The sequence below is a fragment of the Alteromonas salexigens genome (genome assembly GCF_025628895.1).
GTDB classification, from domain to species: Bacteria; Pseudomonadota; Gammaproteobacteria; order Enterobacterales; family Alteromonadaceae; genus Alteromonas; species Alteromonas salexigens.
Genome location: NZ_JAOTJC010000013.1, coordinates 86,173 through 105,342, shown reverse-complemented (window position 1 = coordinate 105,342; position 19,170 = coordinate 86,173). Strand labels below are relative to the sequence as shown.

22 protein-coding genes and 1 pseudogene are annotated in these 19,170 nt (G+C 44.8%); 11 read left to right on the top strand and 12 right to left on the bottom strand.

The window, feature by feature from the left end; translation table 11 throughout:
• The first annotated feature begins 2 nt into the window (after positions 1–2).
• The 5 genes from OCL06_RS14965 (at position 3) to OCL06_RS14945 (ending at position 6,300) form a co-directional block, all read left to right on the top strand.
• Positions 3–353, top strand: a complete 351-nt coding sequence (locus tag OCL06_RS14965; protein ID WP_262995998.1) for a hypothetical protein — start codon at positions 3–5, stop codon at positions 351–353.
• Between the two features lie 2 nt (positions 354–355).
• On the top strand, positions 356–2,089 hold the full coding sequence (locus tag OCL06_RS14960) for a DNA-binding transcriptional response regulator (RefSeq protein ID WP_262995997.1): 1,734 nt from the start codon (positions 356–358) through the stop codon (positions 2,087–2,089).
• Positions 2,090–2,518: 429 nt separating this feature from the next.
• The gene (locus tag OCL06_RS14955) at positions 2,519–2,980 is read left to right on the top strand and encodes a hypothetical protein (RefSeq protein ID WP_262995995.1); all 462 of its coding nucleotides are present in this window, start codon (positions 2,519–2,521) and stop codon (positions 2,978–2,980) included.
• A gap of 185 nt (positions 2,981–3,165) precedes the next feature.
• Positions 3,166–4,875 (top strand): ATP-dependent nuclease, encoded by a 1,710-nt coding sequence (locus OCL06_RS14950; protein WP_262995993.1) that lies wholly within the window; start codon positions 3,166–3,168, stop codon positions 4,873–4,875.
• Between the two features lie 9 nt (positions 4,876–4,884).
• Positions 4,885–6,300, top strand: a complete 1,416-nt coding sequence (locus OCL06_RS14945) for a UvrD-helicase domain-containing protein (protein WP_262995991.1) — start codon at positions 4,885–4,887, stop codon at positions 6,298–6,300.
• A 247-nt stretch (positions 6,301–6,547) separates the two neighbouring features.
• Here OCL06_RS14945 and OCL06_RS14940 read toward each other — a convergent pair whose 3' ends face one another.
• The 11 genes and pseudogenes from OCL06_RS14940 to OCL06_RS14895 all read right to left on the bottom strand — a co-directional run bounded on the left by OCL06_RS14940 (position 6,548) and on the right by OCL06_RS14895 (position 13,773).
• On the bottom strand, positions 6,548–6,754 hold the full coding sequence (locus tag OCL06_RS14940) for a hypothetical protein (protein ID WP_262995989.1): 207 nt from the start codon (positions 6,752–6,754) through the stop codon (positions 6,548–6,550).
• Between the two features lie 4 nt (positions 6,755–6,758).
• Positions 6,759–7,322, bottom strand: coding sequence for a recombinase family protein (locus OCL06_RS14935; protein ID WP_262995988.1), 564 nt, complete (start codon positions 7,320–7,322; stop codon positions 6,759–6,761).
• Positions 7,322–7,615, bottom strand: a complete 294-nt coding sequence (locus OCL06_RS14930) for a hypothetical protein (RefSeq protein ID WP_262995986.1) — start codon at positions 7,613–7,615, stop codon at positions 7,322–7,324. The genes OCL06_RS14935 and OCL06_RS14930 overlap by 1 nt, the downstream gene beginning before the upstream one ends.
• Before the next feature lie 676 nt (positions 7,616–8,291).
• Entirely contained in the window at positions 8,292–8,498 is a 207-nt protein-coding gene (locus tag OCL06_RS16225) for a helix-turn-helix transcriptional regulator (protein WP_373318497.1), read from the bottom strand.
• Positions 8,499–8,585: 87 nt separating this feature from the next.
• Entirely contained in the window at positions 8,586–9,767 is a 1,182-nt protein-coding gene (locus OCL06_RS14925) for a tyrosine-type recombinase/integrase (protein ID WP_262995984.1), read from the bottom strand.
• Between the two features lie 376 nt (positions 9,768–10,143).
• Positions 10,144–10,263 (bottom strand): annotated as a pseudogene (locus OCL06_RS14920) (transposase); the annotation flags it as partial.
• A gap of 351 nt (positions 10,264–10,614) precedes the next feature.
• Entirely contained in the window at positions 10,615–11,316 is a 702-nt protein-coding gene (locus OCL06_RS14915) for a hypothetical protein (protein WP_262995982.1), read from the bottom strand.
• A gap of 13 nt (positions 11,317–11,329) precedes the next feature.
• Positions 11,330–11,920 carry a phage tail protein gene (locus OCL06_RS14910; protein WP_262995980.1) on the bottom strand — a complete coding sequence of 197 codons (591 nt, stop codon included), beginning with the start codon at positions 11,918–11,920 and terminating at the stop codon, positions 11,330–11,332.
• A 9-nt stretch (positions 11,921–11,929) separates the two neighbouring features.
• A complete protein-coding gene (locus OCL06_RS14905) occupies positions 11,930–12,517 on the bottom strand; it encodes a phage tail protein (RefSeq protein ID WP_262995978.1) in 588 nt (195 codons plus the stop codon).
• 27 nt (positions 12,518–12,544) lie between these two features.
• Complete coding sequence (locus OCL06_RS14900) at positions 12,545–13,042, bottom strand: phage tail protein (RefSeq protein ID WP_262995976.1); 498 nt, start codon at positions 13,040–13,042, stop codon at positions 12,545–12,547.
• Positions 13,043–13,332: 290 nt separating this feature from the next.
• Positions 13,333–13,773, bottom strand: a complete 441-nt coding sequence (locus OCL06_RS14895; protein ID WP_262995974.1) for a hypothetical protein — start codon at positions 13,771–13,773, stop codon at positions 13,333–13,335.
• Positions 13,774–14,060: 287 nt separating this feature from the next.
• On the opposite strand from OCL06_RS14895, the gene OCL06_RS14890 reads away from it, so the two are divergent.
• The 6 genes from OCL06_RS14890 to OCL06_RS14865 all read left to right on the top strand — a co-directional run bounded on the left by OCL06_RS14890 (position 14,061) and on the right by OCL06_RS14865 (position 18,216).
• On the top strand, positions 14,061–14,456 hold the full coding sequence (locus OCL06_RS14890) for a DUF3718 domain-containing protein (RefSeq protein WP_262995972.1): 396 nt from the start codon (positions 14,061–14,063) through the stop codon (positions 14,454–14,456).
• 377 nt (positions 14,457–14,833) lie between these two features.
• Positions 14,834–15,364 (top strand): DUF3750 domain-containing protein, encoded by a 531-nt coding sequence (locus OCL06_RS14885; protein WP_262995970.1) that lies wholly within the window; start codon positions 14,834–14,836, stop codon positions 15,362–15,364.
• A 270-nt stretch (positions 15,365–15,634) separates the two neighbouring features.
• Positions 15,635–16,225 (top strand): hypothetical protein, encoded by a 591-nt coding sequence (locus tag OCL06_RS14880; RefSeq protein ID WP_262995968.1) that lies wholly within the window; start codon positions 15,635–15,637, stop codon positions 16,223–16,225.
• 131 nt (positions 16,226–16,356) lie between these two features.
• Entirely contained in the window at positions 16,357–16,944 is a 588-nt protein-coding gene (locus OCL06_RS14875) for a hypothetical protein (RefSeq protein ID WP_262995966.1), read from the top strand.
• A gap of 190 nt (positions 16,945–17,134) precedes the next feature.
• A complete protein-coding gene (locus OCL06_RS14870; protein ID WP_262995964.1) occupies positions 17,135–17,533 on the top strand; it encodes a response regulator in 399 nt (132 codons plus the stop codon).
• A 242-nt stretch (positions 17,534–17,775) separates the two neighbouring features.
• The gene (locus tag OCL06_RS14865; protein ID WP_262995962.1) at positions 17,776–18,216 is read left to right on the top strand and encodes an MgtC/SapB family protein; all 441 of its coding nucleotides are present in this window, start codon (positions 17,776–17,778) and stop codon (positions 18,214–18,216) included.
• Here the strand turns inward: OCL06_RS14865 and OCL06_RS14860 are convergent.
• Positions 18,155–19,159: an endonuclease/exonuclease/phosphatase family protein gene (locus OCL06_RS14860; protein ID WP_262995959.1), complete on the bottom strand. Its 1,005-nt coding sequence runs from the start codon at positions 19,157–19,159 to the stop codon at positions 18,155–18,157. The genes OCL06_RS14865 and OCL06_RS14860 overlap by 62 nt on opposite strands.
• Positions 19,160–19,170 lie beyond the last annotated feature (11 nt).

The following is a 19,170-nucleotide window of genomic DNA, read 5'->3' as shown; positions in this document are numbered from 1 at the left end:
ACATGGACGACGATCGACGTCCCGAGCGTAATTCGTCGTTTAAGGAAAAGATTGAACGGTTGGGCTATGGAAATATAATCGAAGTTTGTGAAACAGTTGACGTCGATTACATTGCGTCGTTGAAAATTGATGGTGTCATATGCCATTCGGGTATGACTGGATATGACATCGTAAACCACTTCGCTAAAAAGAATAATTGGCCAATGATGGTCTACTCGGGTTCTGTCGATAGTACTCCCTATCTGCGACAAAGTGGCACCGGGAGACCTTACTTCAGTATTGATAGTGATTACTTTGAAAAAGTATTGCCTGAATTTATCGAGCGTTGTCAATCAATCAAGCGGGAAGCTTGATAATGACATTTGATTTAAAACTTACTTCAAAGCATAGTAAATTTCTTTTCAATCATTCAGGTCAATTTAACCCTTTTAATTTACTCCGGTTGCTGAAACGCAACTTAACTTCTGAAGAGTGTGTGATTAACATCTCTAATCTGAACCAATGTCAGCAAGGGCTTTTTGTAGATAAATTCAAGACATTGTTGAAGTTAGTACAAGGTCTCGAATCTTCCAACCTTCGGTTGTTTACTATTGCTTTTTCCGACGTAGATGACGCAATCATTGAGAAAGTAGAAAAAGAAACGGGTGCTCTTAGAGATGATCAGTCGCTAATCTTTGATTGCAATGACATGCCTGAGCAACCAGCGTCTTTATTAGATCCGCATGCTGTTAAAAATATCAGAGGTGCCGTATTACTCTCATTAGTACTCGATCTGCTTGAACTGCAAAAAGTTGAAGGCGACCTTACTCTGTTCAATGAGACTTCCAAGCTAACATTACATAGCGCCTGTTCTTTTTTGCACAATCAGGAAAACGCCATGATGATGTGGGAGATTCTCGAACGATGGGATGAGTTGCACAGCGGAGATCTCAGAGCTTTTATTAATAGAAAAATACAGATTTGTTTAAAAAAGAGAAGAGTACTCACAACTACGTGGAGTCATGTAAAGAGGTCCATGAGTCAGAGCACTCCTGTCATGTCTTTTTACAATGACTTGCATGAGACATTTCATCTCTCAAGTGACGTATTCGAAAGTAGTGAAAGTTTACAAATTTGGTTTGTTGATGATCAGCATGCAGATGGTTGGTACCAATTGGTAGACAGCATGTTGGCTGATATAAATGCCGATATTCGATGTTTTAATAGTCAGGCTGACGTTGAATTGTTTTTGAAGATGTCTCAATTGCACGGGGAGGGAAAATTACCTGAACTGGCGATAGTAGACTTAAGATTATCTGAACACGAGTCTGCTTTTGAAAACTATGATTCTGACGATCTGAGCGGCTTTGCAGTCGTTGAATCTCTCTTAAATGCCGTTCCCGGGCTTCCTGTCTTAATAGCATCTGCTTCCAACAAACTCTGGAATCTTGAAAAGGCTATAAAGAAAGGAGCGATGGCATATTGGCGTAAATCAGATGAAAGTTCTAATAATGCTAATTCTCATGCCGTAGCGACTGCAATGGATATCTACTGTCAGTTTGTTGAGAAGATGACAAGCGGACTTCGTCAGGTACGCTATTGCAGAGTGTTTGCTATTGCGAGAATTCTCGATGAAATCTGTCAAAAGCAGCCTTTTACCGGAACGCCTTTTCAACGGAGAACTCGAAACTTTTTTGTAGAAACTCAACACTCAGTTACATGGATGTTATGGCAGGGTATTGATGAAAAAAGCGTTAATGACAGAATATTCCTTGGAACAATGGAGCTATTTAATGAAATAGAAAAATTTCTTTGGAATAACACGACGGAAAAGTTAACGCTGTACTCATCTAAAAGAGTTAAAAAAGACACCAAGGGACGTCATACAAAAATAATAGACGATACGTTGGAGTGCATTGATTCTCAGTTTGATTCAAACCTTTTATCTAAATATGAATCCTGTAAAAGCGTTCGAAACAAGTTACCAATAATTCACGGCTCAGAAGGCAACGGTGATGTAAAGCATGCTGAAGTTGCAAATATCGAAACGTCGTTATTGATAATTTGGACTTTGATGGACAGGCTCTTGCGATCTCAGAGATCACATTGATAGGAAAGAGGTAGCAGCATCAAAATGCCCGAACTCATTTGACATTGTTGTTTAAGAAGAAAATTCATTGTGATTAAAGTCAAAGTTTTGGAAGTTGACAGCCATTTAAACGTATTTCTGTGTTATAAATTACTTTAACAGTTATAAAGAGTTATAAAATTATAAATAAAAATAATGTGAGTAAAACTCCGTGTTTTTTGCAACAACAATTCTAACGATATTTTGCTTTGCTTAATGTCACGGGCGCCATCATTGATGTCACGAGAGGCGTCAGTGGTGCCAAGAATGGCATCGATAATGTCGCGTGCGACACGTTTAGTGCCTGTCAAGACATCTGGTTTCTCCAATCAAAAAAGATCTAAAAAAATGTGACATTGAAAATCTCCGCGCCACAATTGAGGCATTTAGCAGGTAACGCGGAGTCCATCAATGCGCACAACCACCGAAGATATACTGAGAACTTTTGAGCAATTTGTTCGACTTAGACAAGATGAGATTGAAGATCTAAACACCTATAAAAAAATGAGTGGGGTTAATGTTAAATGTCTCAACGAAATAAAACATTCTTGGCGTGTGTCACAGGCGAAGCTTTATGCTCATTTACAGCATTTCAAAACATATGAACTCTATGAGTTTTTGCAGGAGCTCTATGACGATGAACAAATAGATAAGCACAAAGCGTTTGTAGGGTTTGTCATTTGTGAAAGAGGACTTCCGGCTGATGCTCATGAGTGGCATGAAAAGCCACAAATATCTGACGAGCTCATCCAGTGGTTATTTCGCCATCATAGGTCACTTAGAGAAATAGACTTGTCATTTTCTGATTTTGAGGAAGCATATAAAGAAGCATGCTGGCGAGATTTATGCGAAAGTCTGATGATGAGCCAGTGAGAGCTCATTGACCACACTTTACCTTTCTTGCTTTTATGCGTGAAGTGGGCATTTCAAAAGAAAAGCAAGTGTCGCTATTTAATGAAAAAGTGTTTTGAACATCTTAGCACGAATAAGACTTTGCCTTTCTTTGTTGCTTTCGTTATGTTTTACCACGATAAGGGAATGTTAAATCAGGGAGTTTCATGTCGATTATTCGTCACATCGCTATACGTAATTTCAGAGGTATTCAATCTCTAGATTGGTATCCAATCGAAGGCATAAATTGTGTAATTGGGCCCGGTGATTCGGGAAAATCTTCCGTCCTTGATGCAATTGACCTTTGTCTCGGTGCTAGACGCAATATTAGTTTTACAGATGCTGACTTCCATAATTCCAATGTTGATAACCCAATTGAAATCTATGTCACTTTGGGACGCTTAAGTGATGAACTTCTAAGCATTGAGCGCTATGGCAGTTTTCTCCGTTCTTACAATCTTACTACTCAGGAGTTGTATGATGAGCCTCAAGTAGGCGCTGAAACTGTTATTACAGTTAGGTTAGTAGTGGATAAAGGTTTGGATCCAGACTGGGGCTTATATTCAGATCGCGCTGCTCAGGAAGGATTAGAGAAGCGACTTCCTTGGAGTCACAGGGAGTTAATATCACCCACTAGATTAGGGGAAGGCTCATCTCGCCATTTTACGTGGGGACGTAACTCACTTCTAAACAAACTATTAGATGATAGATTTGACGTAAGTGAAGTTCTTACCGAAGTTTCTCGCAACGCCAGACAAGCCTTTGCACAGCAAAATGTGGATGGGATTCATAGTGCCCTTGCAAGTGTTCAAGGTGTAGCAGATACGCTCGGCGTAAATGTAGGTGAGCTTAAAGCTTTACTTGATGTGTCGAGTGTTTCAGTCTCGCATGGTGCAGTGAGCTTACATGATGCTAACTCAACGCCAATTAGACAAATGGGTACTGGTTCAACTAGGTTGCTTTTAGCGGGACTTCAAAAATTGGTTTCCAACTCAAAACTGTTGATAATTGATGAGGTAGAATTCGGTCTAGAACCATTTAGAATTAGCCGTTTGCTTAAAGAGATAGGAGCAAAAGAACAGCAACCAACACAGCAAGTATTTATTACAACGCACTCTCCTTATGTTCTCCGAGAATTAAAGTCGTCGCAACTACATATTTTGAGAAAGTATTCAATAACTGGGCAACCTCAAATTAATCACGTTATATATTCAATGAATGATAGCGACGAGCATCAATCGACTTTGCGAGTATGTGCTGAAGCATTCTTGAGTAATAAAGTAATAGTCTGCGAAGGGAAAACAGAAATTGGACTTTTAAAAGGTGTTGATGCTGTTGAACAGGTACAGGGGCAGCATAGCATCCAATCACTTGGTGTTATGCACGCAGATGGCGGCGGAAGTCATATGTTTAAGCGAGCCAAGGTCTTTAATGAGTTAGGTTACCCTGTTGCAATATTTAAAGATTCAGATATCAATGATCAGCAGCAGGCATCCATCACCGAAGCAATACGACTGAGCATACCTATGTTTGAATGGGGTGAAAACCAAGCCACTGAGCAGGCAATATTTAATAATTGTCACCTCCATCTCATCCCTCAACTGTTAAATATTGCGATTGAGAGAAAAACTAATGATGCCGTAAATACGCACATTATCAACGCAACTGAAAGTCAGTTTAATCTCATAAGTTGTATCCAGACTCCTCAGGATGCTTATCGACCGTATCTTGGTATAACAGCAAAGAAAAAAGAGTGGTATAAAGACATTGAGCCTATGGAAAACGTTGCTGAAACTGTTCTTTGGCCTAACAAACTATTCATAGAGCCTGCATTTACTCAAGTATTAGATGACCTTCTTGCGTGGGCACGACAATAGGGACTGAAAGTGTCAGCAGCAATCGTACTAGAAAATGAAATTGGTGCTATTGAAGCTCCAGCAGGATGTGGAAAGACTCAACTTATAGTTGAAGCGTTGGCTGTTACACCCGTTAAGCCATATCTTGTATTAACCCATACTACTGCTGGCGTTGCAGCTCTTCGAAAGAGGCTAACTAGGGCAAATGTACCAGCAAAGAATTATGTATTGTCGACGATCGATGGCTGGTCGGTGAGAATCGCGAGTAGTTTTAGCCACAATTGTCAAATAGCATCACATGTTGAAAATTCTCAAACGTATTACCCTGAATTAAGAAATGTAGTGAGTCGTTATTTGGCTTCTGGAAGTCTGCACGAAGTGATCAGGGCATCATATTCACGACTGATTGTTGATGAATACCAAGATTGTAACCAAGAACAACATAATATCGTTTGCTCTATTGCACAGTGTATTCCAACTACAGTTTTAGGGGATCCAATGCAGTTGATCTTCAATTTTCGAGGCACGCAGATTCCAAATTGGCAAGCAGAGGTTTTAAATCATTTCCCGCTGCTAACAGAGTTGAATACACCTTGGCGCTGGATAAATGCACAAAACCAAGAGCTAGGTGAGTGGGTGCTGGAATGCCGCAGGAGATTGATAGCCAATAGCAGTATTGATTTAACACATAGCCCTAGCTCTGTATCACATATTCAACTGAGCAGAAATCATCAAGAAAATATGCGCCTTAAGAGTGCAGCACAGTATCACCTTAGGAACATTTATCCCCAAGATTCTTTGCTAGTTATTGGCGACTCAATCAACACGAACTCAAGACATTTATATGCGAGTCAAAATAACGGGATTGATGTGGTTGAACCCGTTGATTTAAGAGATTTAGTTGCCTTCACTGGACAATTAGACGTTGAACTGGGTGAACAATTAGTGATCAGTGTAATCAATATTTTTGGAGCATTGGCCACAGGAATGGGAGCTTCAACTTGGGTTCCAAGAATAAAGACAATAATAGCGGGCAGAAACAGAAGCGGACCAACCCCGACTGAAGCTGCAATAGTTGCATTCATTCATTCGAAAACAGCCGCTAATTTTTTGGTAATTATGAATGCTGTTGAAGCTGACAATAATGTTAGAATCTATCGACGAGCGGCATTCAGAGCATTAAATAGAGCCGTTAATAGCGTTGTTTGTGAACCATCCTTGAGCTTCAAGCAAGGCATGGAGAGATCCAGAGAAAGTCTGCGTCAACGAGGTGATACCCGTATTCCAAATTTGGCTATTGGTAGTACTTTATTGCTTAAGGGCTTGGAAGCCGATCACAGTTTAATTATTGATGTCAGCAACATGAATAGACAAAATTTATATGTCGCTTTATCAAGAGGTGCCAAAACAATATCTATTGCAAGCTCAACTAAAACGCTTCCCTAATCTCGCGTATAATCTAAGTACAGATTGTCTAATCTAATATATTACATAGAACAGGTTAAAATCCTTGATTCGGTAGCGTCATTCTAGAGATGGCGGTAAATCTTCTACGTGCGCTTGATTTCAGAAATAGAAAATCACATTGTAGCACCTAAGTCTGTAACTAATCTTGCCTAACTGCCCGTACACATGAAAGTGTCAGATTATATCTGAGCAGCGACACATAATTGATATAGTGAGTTCGGTGAGATCATTCGAATCCGCCTAGGTTTTTTGACTTGATAAACTTTTCTATTTCATGAACCCCTTGACTGCCTTGTTCATCAACAAGTTCATTTGGTGTTTTTCCGCCAAAACCAATTATTTGTTCTTCAGTGTACCAGCGCCACGCGCTTTCCTTTGAATCAAACCAGTGCTTTACTAGAGGCCATATTTCACTAAAGTGTGGATCATTCATAGCATTATTCATTCACTATTCTGCTTATGGTCATTCTTGATACGTTGAATTTCTGGCTTAGCTTGCTGATGCTTGTGCCGTTGCCTGAATTGTATAGTTTTACGACTTCCCGCTTTTGGTCTGAATTGAGCTTAGGCTTTCTTCCGAACGGTACACCTTTGAGTTTGGCGCGTTCACGGCCGTCGCCTGTCCGAGACACGATTAGATCTCTTTCTAATTGTGCAAATGTGCCTATTAAGCTGACTTGCGCCTGAGCGAACGGCGAGTTATTAGATGTGTCGATAGCGCCATCGAGCGTGCGAAGAGAAGCGCCTCTTTTGTGAATTGCATCGATAGCACTCAGGATCATTCTCAAAGAGCGTCCAAGTCGGTCCAGCTTTGTAACGACAACCACATCACCATCCCGAATATAGCTAATCATCTCTTCGAGTTTTCGCTCGTTTTCGTCTTTTGTGCCACCCTGTTTGCCAGCAAAAACATTATCGCAACCAATCCTGTCAAACTGCTCCAGTTGTGCTGCCAAGTCCTGTGCGGTTGTGCTGACGCGTGCGAAGCCAACTAGTGCCATCACTTATCCCCTCTGTCAGTGGTTTTAAACCTTACAGTGAGATTGTGTTGCCGACAGAAATCGAGCAACTTTTTTTCATACATGGACTCATCGTGGCTGTAGCGCACCCAAAATTCGATAGTAGCGTTAGAAATTTTTGCGCGGATGTCGTTTTCACCGCCATCGATGTTAAGCGTTTTAGTGCCATCGAGTTCGTGTACATCCGCTGCCATTAGTTTTTCATGGGCAAAGCGAGTAAGAAGCGATAGCGCTTCATCGTCATCTTTAGCGAGAACTTCTATATCCAGCTTCAAAGTCATCGTTCCGGGACTGCTCAAAAATTAAAATATTTGAACAGTATAGATTACCCATGTTCAAAATATTAAATATTTATTTTTGAACATGTTCAAAATGCTCTTATGACTTATGAGTCTAATCATCGGTGGTAATACAAAAGCAATAGGCCAGTACTACTGAGTTGTGATCACATTGCTAGCAATATACTAGCAAGGGAATTTACTGCTGAGTTGTGATCACGTTGCTAGCAATATACTAGCAAGAGGATATTGCCGCTGAGTTGTGGTCACATTGCTAGCAATATACTAGCAAGGGGATATTACTGCTGAGTAGTGATCACGTCGCTAGCGATATAATAGTGATAGGCTATTACTACTGAGTTGTGATCACGTTGCTAGCAATATACTAGCAAGAGGATATTACCGCTGAGTTGTGATCACATTGCTAGCAATATACTAGCAAAAGGATCTTAACGCTGAGTTCTGGACACATTGCCAGCCATACGATACCAATAGGTTTGTTTCTGCTGCATTCAGAGAGGTTGCGGGGTAAATTCTGAAAGTCATTTGGGTGAATATAGACCAAGCCAGTAGTGCAGTGGTTAACTGTTTGTGACCTGAAGCTTGATTTGATTCAGTTGAATAAATTAAAAAACGAGTGTGTTGTTGTGTAGTCTCCGCCACTCGCTTTTCACTAATGAGCTTTTGAACAGGAGCTGGTTAGAGTAAAACCGAGAGTCTCTTCTACCTCTTCCACATCGAAAACTCTGATGCGATCTGAAACTGGATTTGGCTTTGGAAGGCGTCCAGTTTTGATCATCCGGTAGTAAGTACTCTTGCTGATCCCCAATATGTTTCTTAGCTCATCAGATCGAATCGTAGTGATTATTTGTTTTTTCATAAATGTTACTGCCTTTTAAATTTAAATTAAATTTGATTATCTTAGATTGCAATATAATGCTCCTTACGTTGGCGAATGATTACTCAGTTACCCATTTTTCATCAGTTCATTCAGGTGTTCATCCCACTTGAACATCGCTTCCAAGCGCTGCTCGTCGTAATTACCTTTGTCGTAAATTTTGAGCATTCCTTCAAGAGTGTGATTGACTATCTTCTCTGTCACCTGAAGAGGAGTACCTAGGTCGTTCACGCCGGTAACGAAAGTTCTACGGAGATCGTGCGGCCGCCACTTTGGCAAACCAAATTGATGCTGTTTTCGGTTTATGGCTCGCGTGAGTGCTCGTTCAGAAATGTGGTTTTCTTTTTGATGCATGTTAGGCAACACCCAAATTGAATCACGACTTAATTGTTTTAGCCGGTGAAAAAACACTTTAACGGACGGGCTTAGAAAAACGACATGGTCTCTGTTCGACTTGTTTTTGTGCGCTGGAATAAACCATTCACCCTTGACGATATCAACCTCTGTCCACTCAGCTAATGTTATTTCGCTTCTACGTTGTCCTGTGAAAAGTAAAATCTTAGTCGCTAGAGAAAATTGCTCAGACAACAGTCCTTCGTTGAGCTTCTTGAGTAAACAAGCGATTTCTTCATCGTTAAGGCAACGTTTTTTAGGTTGGGGCACATCACATATGTCACGCTTCTTGATCGACGCAGCCGGACTGGAGTGAACTAGCCCAAGGCTTTCACCGAACCGAAATATCTGCTTAAGTAAGCTAAGCGTTTTTAGTGCTTGCGTTTTTGACCCGCGTTTGACAATTTTTCGCAAAAAACGATGTACATCAATCGACCTTATGCCCAGTAAAGTCTTGTGGCCTAATTCGGGTATGATATCAACGTCAAGAGAGCGACGTGCGATTTCGGGTCTTTTTCGCTGCTCCTCGGCGTATTCTTGATACCAGTAATTGCACAGACCACCGACTGTTTTGATGTCATCCGGCACATCTTCCCGAGGATCAATGCCTTCAGCTATATTTTCTTTAAAAGCCTTATGCTCAGCTAAAGCTCGACTGACGCTTAATTCGGGATATCGACCCAAATCAATGCGATGTTGTCGTCCGTCTAAACGAAACCGACATTGCCAAGTGAAAATGCCTTTTTTTGAAACTCTTAATCCCAGACCATCACCAAACGTTAATTCGAATCGTTTGCCGGATGGGCTTTTCTTTTCTCTCTTATAGATAGTTGGTAGTGTTAAATTGTTTACGATCATAATAATCACCTTCTAATTTGACAAAATTAATGTGTACTCATTTGGTGTACACGATGACGTGACACTGTATGAATCAACACGGTGTTATTATGTACAGTATTAAAAAAAAGAAAACGCTGACATTCAGGAAAGTTCTCATAGACAGCGCTATTGAGTATTTATTTTCGATTAAGAAATGTGCAATATTACTACTACGATAAAGTCATGGGGTGTCAGGGGTCGGAGGTTCAAATCCTCTCACACCGACCAATCTCTCCTATTTTTCAATGACTTACCCCGCTCATTGATTGCGGCTCTACCCCATAAACGGGGGATCCGCACTCAACGTACACGATTAATAACACCAGGCTCTACCCCATAAACGGGGGATCAGCACTCAACGTACACGATTAATAACACCATTCCATCCGCAATGAGTCATTACTCTTATTCGGTAGTTTTCGAAGTTTCTAAAACCATACGCTCTTCTCGATAGCATTTCCATTTTGTTGTGGAAGCGCTACGTAGGCTCTACCCCATAATTGTCACATTATACAGTAGTTGTTGTTTTAAGTTTTATACCTCTTCTTAGCTAAGGCATCGGGTTCTTCTAGACGAACGCTGCGGCATCAATTGTCAAAATTCTCCTTTCCCGAAACTATTTAATTCTGAGGTGTACCAAACAGGGCATAACTATGACGAAGAAGATCAAGGCGCGAGACCTGCAAGTCACGTTTATGGTAAGGCATGAGATATCGACCAGTGGTTTAAATCTCCACTGACGCCATACTCTGAGGTGGGGTATTACATTAAAGTGGGAGGCAAAAAAAAAGGGGCTAAGCCCCCCTCTGCTAGTTTTTAAAGGAAGTTATCGTCTCATTAGTCTGACAAGACCAATTAGCATAAGACCAAAGACGGCAACAGTTGAGGGTGCTGAAACCACTGCCAAGCCATCCGCATCTACTTCAAAGAAGAGCTCAAGTTGTTCGCTGGGGGCAAGGCTTACAGCTAACGTGACGGGTGTGTTTGACGAGAACGTGGTTTCTGGGTTGTCCCCAAAAATTTCCGTGAAATCATCGAAGATAACAGTGCCATCTCCTCGCTCAATATATACCGAGCCAAAGGCGAGGGAGAAATCACCTGGGGTGCTGGCAAAGGCGCTCAGCAACATGTCGATAACGATCGTGATAGTACCGGAAAGCGTGCTCTGGGTGGAGTTAGTCACCGACAGATACCCATTGGTAAGATATCCCGAATCAGCAAAACCGGATATACCATTGATATTGCCGGAGGCGTTTGCGCCAATAAGCCCGGTGCTTCCGGCAGGAAGGGGGGCACTGGCAGACAAGTCGCCACTGGCGGAGGCGACTCCGCTTCCCCCAAAGAATGTAAATGAGTCAAAGAATATAGACTCAAAGTCGTCTATATCAAAATCAGCGCTAACCGATACATCTACTTCAGCATCGTAGCTGGCCACAATGGCAGCCTGTGAAGAGAAGCTGTACAAGAATGCAGTGAAAGTGAGTGTAAGGACAAATGCTAATTTTTTACTTGTTTGAATGTACGACATAATAATTTCCTGCTTAATTTCTGGAAGGGAACAATCCCTGGGTGGCAATAATGCAATTCAGCGTGGTGAAAGGCTGCATGTTATCAACCGGCGCAGCAGTACCTGTTTCAGCAATACTCGATGGGTGCAACGTTACGTTTGGATCTTCATTCACATAGGCGCGACCGTTACTTCTGGTCCGAGCCAGCGTATTACTGGCTGGTGAACTGGTGCGGGCTGACGAATTGGTGGCCTGCACGTGATGATGATGTGGAGGCATATTTGCCAGGGTAAGCCTGTTAGACTCAGTACCGGTGCGCGCTCCAAGGGTATATGAAGATAGCCCTGGACCACTGCCTGCATGTACAGGGGTACGCCCACGCATATCAGGTAATGCAAAGGTCGTTCTGCCATCGCCTCCGTAAATCGTGCCTAAAATAGAAAATAGCGCTGAATTCTGGGAAATCGGTAACAGCTGACCATCGCACTCGGCCCACCCTCTGGGAGCGAAATTGAAACCAACGAAGCGAATTTCCCCTAACAAGGGCTCCGCGACTGCGGGTGCGGTAACCTGCAACGAAGCTGCCGCGAGTGCCACACTGCAAACAAATGATAGTTTTCTCATAACAGACTCCTAACTCCGGCTTGGATAAATGCCAGACATGGCAATGATGCAATTAATCGCAATTACCGGCTGTACGTTGGTGACAGGGACGGTCGCTGGGGCAGGCGTGCCTGCTTCACCCAGGGTTGCTGAGTTCAACGTTTTATTGGGAGCGCGGGTTGAGTACATGCGCTCAGCTGCGAGTACTCCGTTGGCGGCGTTATCCGAATCACCAGGTGCAGCTGAAGCGACTACGGTATGAGAGTGTGCAGCCATTGTCGTTGCGGTTAAGGTTGTCTCTTCAACGCCCACTTTTTGTCCCTGCCTGTAGCTAGAAAGGCCTGGGCCGTTACCCGGATGAATTAGTGCTCGTCCACGCATATCCGGCAATCCAAAGGTAGTGCGGCCATCGCCTCCATAAGTCGTCCCCAGCAGTGAAAATAACGCGGTATTTTGTGAAATAGGTAACAACTGACCGTCGCAGAAAGCCCAGCCGCGCGGTGCAAAATTACCTGCAAAATAACGCATCTCACCTAGCATCGGTTCCTGGGCAAAGCTTGATGGTGTCTGCCACAACAGGCAGAGCAGCGGTAAAAACGTTCTTGTTAATTTATTCATTCGGTGTTCCTCATGCTTTGTTGGCAATTAGTATCTGGAAGGATAAACGCCAGTGAGAGCAATAATGCAATGGGCCGTGGCCGAGGGCTGTATGTTGGTAAACAGCTGCCCGCCTCCGGCCGAAGAAGTTGGCTCAGAATTCACAGCGTTAGTATTGTCGTAGGTGGTATAAATCTCGGCTGAGGCTAGCGACTTATTAGCGGGCACGTTGCTGCTAGCATTATCTGAGGCAACCTGCATAGGGTGCGAGTGCGTAGGGAGGTTCATTGCGTTCAGTTGCTTGTTTTCACTTCCCCCCCGGATGCCCTGAGTTCTGGAACTCAACCCGGCGCCTGTGCCATTGTGCAGGGCCACCCGTCCGCGCATATCAGGCAAAGCAAACGTGGTTCTGCCGTCACCGCCATAGGTGGTACCCAATAACGAAAACAACGCATCGTTTTGAAAAATAGGAAGTAGCTGTCCGTCACAAAAAGCCCAGCCTCTTGGAGCAAAATTTCCGGCGAAATACCGTATTTCCCCCACCATGTGCTCCTGAGCGTATACAGGTGCGGTGAAAACCACGCTAGCTAGTGTAAAAGCGGTATAAATTATTATTCGTAGTATTGACATCATAAGTCACCTTTCCTAAGGACACATTAGAGGGAGCGAACGACGACAGCGGGAGAGCGGATACCGCAATGATTGCTCATTTTTTGACCTTGCAGTAACCGCGCCAGTATAATTTTATGCTTTATTTACAAGTATTTATGGTGTTACACAGGAAAGGTTTCCGGGGGAGTGTAAAAAATACCGACAAGGCTCTGTGTCCCAGGGGGTCAACCAAAGTTCACATAGGGCGATAGTACATAGCCCATTATTGCAAAACCGAACGCACCTATTCCAAAAGTGAGATGGCCAATTTTACGGGAATGCAAATACCCACTGGATCCAATACAAACGAATAAACTGAACTGACCGGCAAGATAGAGTAGGGAAAAGAGTTTATGTCTGGTGCCGAACAATGCGTCGAGCATTTTATCAACGGGAACATCGTTAGCGGGAAGTGCGGCGCTAAGTTGCAGGATTCCCCACCCAACTGCGCTTAATATAAAACAGCAGGATGCCACAGCGGAGCTCACAATCGTCACTTGTGCAGCGCGGGATTCAGTGCCCCGCATGGTGATAAGCGCCCCCAGAAACACCAGCGAAAAACCGCCCAGGTAGGTACAAATCGTGGCCAGTTGATTCAAAATGAGATGAGCTGCTTGTAAGTCCATGTGATTCTTGATTGTATTTTTACGAATAAAAAATAACCACAAAACGCTTACAGTGCAATGCCGTGCTGTGAAAATCAGAACCAGATGCTTGATGTTGGTCGCGTCTGGCGAGAAAGGGGAGTGCAATGAAACCTGTGTTCCACCTGCTCAAAGCAGGATAGCTCACTGCGATTTGGTATGGTGCCGTATACCTAAGTATTGCCTTAAGTATTTTCACTCATAAGTTAATTTAGTTTAATTCATCTCGTTCTCACCGAGTGAACTAAATTAATCTTAGGAATATAACCATGTTGAAAATTGTTAAAACTTCTCTGATTGTTGCTGCGTCTACTCTGGCTTTTTCTAACGCTGCACAAGCTAACGTAAACGACGCACTGGCAAACATCTGTAATATTGTTCAGGCCGACGATAAAGGCGAACTGCGTAAGAAAATGCGTAGCGTTCAATCTGACTACCGCCTGAAGCTGCATGATTACTACACAGGTATTAGCTGCAACGGTGACAGTCTTATTCGTACCGCTATCAAAAACAACGCGGTAGAAGTAGGTACACTGCTGGTTAAGAAAATGCCAAGCCGTGAGCTGTCTGCACCAGAAGCAGATGGTAAAACCCTACAAGCGTGGATCGCTGAGCAAGGTCTGCAGAGCAGCCCGATTGCCGCCGAACTGAACGGCCGCATCTAAGCGACAACCGAACTCACACCATGTGAAATCATTTCAACATGGTCGCGGAGTCCTACTCCGCATCGTAGCCCCGCAAGGGGCTACACCCTTTTCTGGCCCCCAGTCTTTCTTTTTCACCCTTTGGGCTTTGCCCAGCACAATGCATCCGAACACCCAGAATGCGCGCGCGGTATTCAGCGCCCGGCGACAACACTGACCTCCTTCTATTTCTCCTTCGTACTCTATTAAGTAAGTAATACGCCACCCCGCAGGCGCTGCTCTTCAATGTGGGAACTGTGCAGGCATTGCGTGCGGGTTGGTTATTGGCAGTAATCTTAACGGGTCGTCTGTCACAAGATCATCACCGGTCAGTGTGGGCAGCAGTTTTAGGGGCACGTATGAACAAGTTGATATTACTAAGTACAGTGGTACTGATGCTAATAGGGTGTCAGACTCAGGACTGGCGCACTGCCAGTCGGGAGCCTGCCGGGATAGCCCCAGACCCCCAGCAACAACAAGAGGCAGTCATAGAAGTTTATGCAGCCGATGCGTTTAGCTGGCGGGGCTGGTTTGCTGTGCATACCTGGCTGGCACTTAAGCCTGCCAATGCCAGTGAGTATATAGTGTATGAGGTCGTAGGCTGGCGCGTGCGCAATGGGCTGCCCGCACTTCGTGAGTATCGCACCGCGAGTCCGGACCGCTACTGGTATGGCGCTCGCCCCGAAAAAGTGCTGAGCTTGCAGGGGATAAAGGCACAGGTGCTGATTGCCGATATCCAGGACGCTGTGCGCAGTTACCCTTATGCAGACGAGTACAAAGTTTTTCCTGGGCCGAACAGTAATACGTTCCCGGCCTGGGTGGGCCAGCAAGTACCTGAGCTGGGGTTAGAGTTGCCGTTTCGGGCAATAGGGAAGGGGTATATAGATTAACGTCAGCAATGCTATGCGTGGATACCGCCCAGACATGTGGACGGAGCCATTCGCTATATAGCTATATAATGCGTTATTCACAGGTACTGGGTATTGCTATTAAATGTGAACGCCAATATCAGTCTGGGGGGAAAGCCTCATAGACGCTGCCAGCAAGCCAGGTAATATAAAGTATTAAGCTGCTGTAATATACCTGACAGCTGTCGTCAGAATGTGCGATAATCTCAACTGTTAAGAATTATACTTTTGTCTATTTGACTTCGAGGTTCCATGCTGTTTGATCCCCGTAATCCTAATGAGCTGGTGAATGTACGAAACGTTCTTGTTCCGGACGTGTTTCCAGTTGTTTTTGAGGGGCAGGAGTACTTCGTACACATTAGTCCCTACGTCTGGTTAAGGCCATGGGAGGGGAAAGAGCATACTGGGTATTCGGTAGGATTAGTGGCAGGGTGCCCGAATGCTTGCCGTGCATTCGGGAGTCTGGAAAAAGGCTACCTCGAATGCTCGCTGGAAGATATTGAGCAGGCTGCACTGGAACGCATTGCCACACTAGGCAGCGGTTTTTTTACCTCTAAGAGTGCCGGGATTACGTCCCTTGCGGAATACCATAGTCCTGGGTATACCCTTGTCAACGAAGCTGATGAACACAAGAAAGCCTACGACAAAGGCTATCGTTATATTGTGCACGTGTATCAACTACGTAGTGCAGGTATGCGAAATCATGTCTGTGACTGGTATTTCTACGGCAAACCTCAACGTGAAGTGGTGCTGAACCGACTGCGTCAGAACGAAGGCTCACACCCTGATGCCATGCATTTTGAAGTTAACGAATTACGCACCGACTTGTCCGCCAGCGCCTGAGTAACTTTGTAAAACTCTTTTTTCCCCTCACTTCAGATACCTATAGCATCTTTGTTAATCTCATCTAAGCTATTGCGCGTACTATAATTAAATGTACACTTGCGCTTCTTAAGTAGTGGTTCGGTATCGGTATGAAAAAACCTATAGTAGTGCGAACTTTCAATAAAGCCCAAATTCAGCAGGCAGAGGTGATATCCGGTATTTCACCGAATGCAATGCGGCGGGTGTTTGGGGGCTGGATCCTGTTCGCCGGTGGGGTTGCGGCAATCGTGGCTGTGGCACCGGAATTAAGCGCACAGTTTATTCTCATGACAATGCTGGTGCTCGTCGCCTTTACGGTCGCCATGTTTGCGCAAAGCCGGATCGCAGAAGGCTGGCCCTCCATTATTTGTGACGATGATCATGTTTGTGTGGTGAAAGATCCGCAGGCCAGAGAGTTTATTTGTGTTCCCGGCGGCCTGGTTCGCGACGTAGAACCGACACTCATTAAACCCAATAAAAAAGCAGTGGCTATCAAGCTTAATACGGCGGCGCTGACAGAAGCTGATGTGGAGGTTCTTAATCAGGCGGTGTGGCCACGTGACGACAGAGTCTTAGGGTTGGCACATTTCAAACGTCGGGAACAGGTATGTGAACGTGTTCGTGCATGCCTGGCGTCCACACGGAATAACGGTACGAACGGACCCATGTCCGGCTCAGCGGCTCACGGTCCTATGTAGGCAGAATAGGCTTTTCTGCTACCCAGAATCGCTTCCATCTGCTACGCTTTTTATTGAATTGGGGCAATACTGGCACCTTGCACGATATGTGCATGGTTCTCCTCGTCATATATTGGCGAATGTAAAATTTATCGCAGCTTCTGCAGTCGCAATCTGGCGGTAGGGAAGGAGCCCCAAAGGAGACATTACCATGGAGTCAGTGAGCCTACTCAAGGTACTGGTGATTGATGATAATCCCGTTGTAGCAAGCCAGTTAACCACTATGCTGAAAGGGTTGGGCTGGTCTGTAGATTTTGCCGCCAGCGGTGCCAGGGCGGTCGAGTTCGGTAAGCAACAGCGCTATGATGTGGTTCTGTGTGATGCCCGGCTTCCTGATATGCAAAGTGCAGAGCTGTGCGTCATCCTGAAGCAGGAGCAGCAGTGTTGTCGGGTGGCAATTCTGCTGGCAGACACGGGCAGTCCTGACATTGAACCCTCGTCTCTTGCCCCGCACTTCGATGATGTAGTCAGCGATCCTACCAATTACAAAGACCTGGTCACCCGCTGTCAGACAGTATTGTCATCCGTTTCTATTCCGCAAAGTGCATAACACTACCGCGTTGTGTGGTTCTGTTGACTGGCGCGGGAACGATACTCCCTTGCTGTTGCTCGCTAAAAAATACAGTGTTCTCTTCCACTAAGAAGAACACGATAGCCCGCTGAACATAATTGCAAATTCCATAAATCCGCAGTGGACGGCTTACTGCAGTAGCATGCTTGCCAGAGTATAAATCATATTCAGGCACCGATATTGCTATGTTTCTAACAGGAACATGCTTAGGAGCCTATTGTATGGATATTGATTTTAGCCTGATTATTTATCACTTTTATCAACTGGGTATTGCGTTCGCCCTGGCGTTGCCCATTGCCTACAACCGGGAATACAAGTCAGACAATGCCGGCTTGCGAACCTTCCCGCTGGTGGCAATTTCTGCCTGTGCGTTTATGCTTGTGGGTCGCGAGGTGTATCAGGACGGTGAAGCCGAAGCCAGGGTGATGTATGGCATTATCACCGGTATCGGCTTTATAGGCGGTGGCGCAATTCTGAAAAACAGTGAACGAGTGGCCGGGACGGCCACTGCCGCTGGTATTTGGTTAGTAGGGGCGATAGGCGTTACCGTGGCCTACGCCCGCTATGAAATAAGCCTGGTATTGTGCGCATTAGGCTTCTTCATTTTTCAGTTTTCCGATCCGATGAAGAAACATTGCGGGGTGAAAGAGCCAGACGAGTGAGCAGGGGAAAGTGGTCTGAGCCATACCCTTCCAGGCGCTTTATATCGCACAGCATGAAGCCCTTGCTATGGAAAACATGGTCCAGTGGCCAGCGGATCAACGGGTACTTAGCGTGAAAGGTATTGAAAAAGCCGCGTCCGATGCGGGGATCCAGAGCATTGCTGATTTCTCTGAACTCCCTGGTAGTGGGCGACCAGGCCACATCGTTTAAATCGCCTGCCACCACCACGGGATTATCAGCCTTCGCGATTTCCTGGCCTATTATCGCCAACTCAACATCTCTCGGGCGCGCAGTCTTATTTTCTGTAGGGCTGGGGGGCTTAGGGTGAAGAAAATACATGGTTACCGTTTGTTTGCCCAGAAGTACGTCCACCTGCATCGACGGTACACCATCTTCTACAACAAACCGCAGCTGCTGCTTTTCAAATGGCAGGCGGCTATACAGATGCATCCCATACAGGTTCTCCAATGGGCAGGCCATTCTATGCGGATAATCGGCATGCAGCTCCGCTAACTCATCTTCCCAGCGTTGATTGGTTTCCAGGGTGACCAGCATGTCCGGCTGATACTTATTGACTAAGTTTATGAGTCCGGCACTGTTTTTATTGTGCATATACACATTGCTGGTCATGATACTCACGGTGGCTGCCTCATCGTCCTTGCCTGAATAACGTTCTACTTCAGCTGACCAGAGGCTGGTGTAGGGGATTATCCAGAATAGCTGATAAATACCGGCGGCCATCAATATGCCTATGGTGATAGCAGCAAAGAAGTCTACGCTTACCGGTAATATAGCCCACAGCGCCAGTACAACGCCCATCGCCACCACCTGTTGGACCCGGGGAAACTCCCATACCCGTATCAGCCAATGTTTGCCCGGCAAGTGGGGGGCAAGCGTGGTAAATATGAGTAATCCACTTAAAACGTAAAGGGTTTCTTTCATGATTTTTTATC

Excerpts from the sequence above, each read along its gene's own strand:
- OCL06_RS14910 (WP_262995980.1), bottom strand. The coding sequence starts at position 11,920 with ATGAGAAAACTATCATTTGTTTGCAGTGTGGCACTCGCGGCAGCTTCG.
- OCL06_RS14870 (WP_262995964.1), top strand. The coding sequence starts at position 17,135 with ATGGAGTCAGTGAGCCTACTCAAGGTACTGGTGATTGATGATAATCCC.
- OCL06_RS14865 (WP_262995962.1), top strand. The coding sequence starts at position 17,776 with ATGGATATTGATTTTAGCCTGATTATTTATCACTTTTATCAACTGGGT.
- OCL06_RS14885 (WP_262995970.1), top strand. The coding sequence starts at position 14,834 with ATGAACAAGTTGATATTACTAAGTACAGTGGTACTGATGCTAATAGGG.
- OCL06_RS14875 (WP_262995966.1), top strand. The coding sequence starts at position 16,357 with ATGAAAAAACCTATAGTAGTGCGAACTTTCAATAAAGCCCAAATTCAG.
- OCL06_RS14860 (WP_262995959.1), bottom strand. The coding sequence starts at position 19,159 with ATGAAAGAAACCCTTTACGTTTTAAGTGGATTACTCATATTTACCACG.
- OCL06_RS14880 (WP_262995968.1), top strand. The coding sequence starts at position 15,635 with ATGCTGTTTGATCCCCGTAATCCTAATGAGCTGGTGAATGTACGAAAC.
- OCL06_RS16225 (WP_373318497.1), bottom strand. The coding sequence starts at position 8,498 with ATGAAAAAACAAATAATCACTACGATTCGATCTGATGAGCTAAGAAAC.
- OCL06_RS14905 (WP_262995978.1), bottom strand. The coding sequence starts at position 12,517 with ATGAATAAATTAACAAGAACGTTTTTACCGCTGCTCTGCCTGTTGTGG.
- OCL06_RS14940 (WP_262995989.1), bottom strand. The coding sequence starts at position 6,754 with ATGAATGATCCACACTTTAGTGAAATATGGCCTCTAGTAAAGCACTGG.
- OCL06_RS14935 (WP_262995988.1), bottom strand. The coding sequence starts at position 7,322 with ATGGCACTAGTTGGCTTCGCACGCGTCAGCACAACCGCACAGGACTTG.
- OCL06_RS14890 (WP_262995972.1), top strand. The coding sequence starts at position 14,061 with ATGTTGAAAATTGTTAAAACTTCTCTGATTGTTGCTGCGTCTACTCTG.
- OCL06_RS14960 (WP_262995997.1), top strand. The coding sequence starts at position 356 with ATGACATTTGATTTAAAACTTACTTCAAAGCATAGTAAATTTCTTTTC.
- OCL06_RS14895 (WP_262995974.1), bottom strand. The coding sequence starts at position 13,773 with ATGGACTTACAAGCAGCTCATCTCATTTTGAATCAACTGGCCACGATT.
- OCL06_RS14965 (WP_262995998.1), top strand. The coding sequence starts at position 3 with ATGGACGACGATCGACGTCCCGAGCGTAATTCGTCGTTTAAGGAAAAG.
- OCL06_RS14950 (WP_262995993.1), top strand. The coding sequence starts at position 3,166 with ATGTCGATTATTCGTCACATCGCTATACGTAATTTCAGAGGTATTCAA.
- OCL06_RS14955 (WP_262995995.1), top strand. The coding sequence starts at position 2,519 with ATGCGCACAACCACCGAAGATATACTGAGAACTTTTGAGCAATTTGTT.
- OCL06_RS14900 (WP_262995976.1), bottom strand. The coding sequence starts at position 13,042 with ATGGTGGGGGAAATACGGTATTTCGCCGGAAATTTTGCTCCAAGAGGC.
- OCL06_RS14915 (WP_262995982.1), bottom strand. The coding sequence starts at position 11,316 with ATGTCGTACATTCAAACAAGTAAAAAATTAGCATTTGTCCTTACACTC.
- OCL06_RS14925 (WP_262995984.1), bottom strand. The coding sequence starts at position 9,767 with ATGATCGTAAACAATTTAACACTACCAACTATCTATAAGAGAGAAAAG.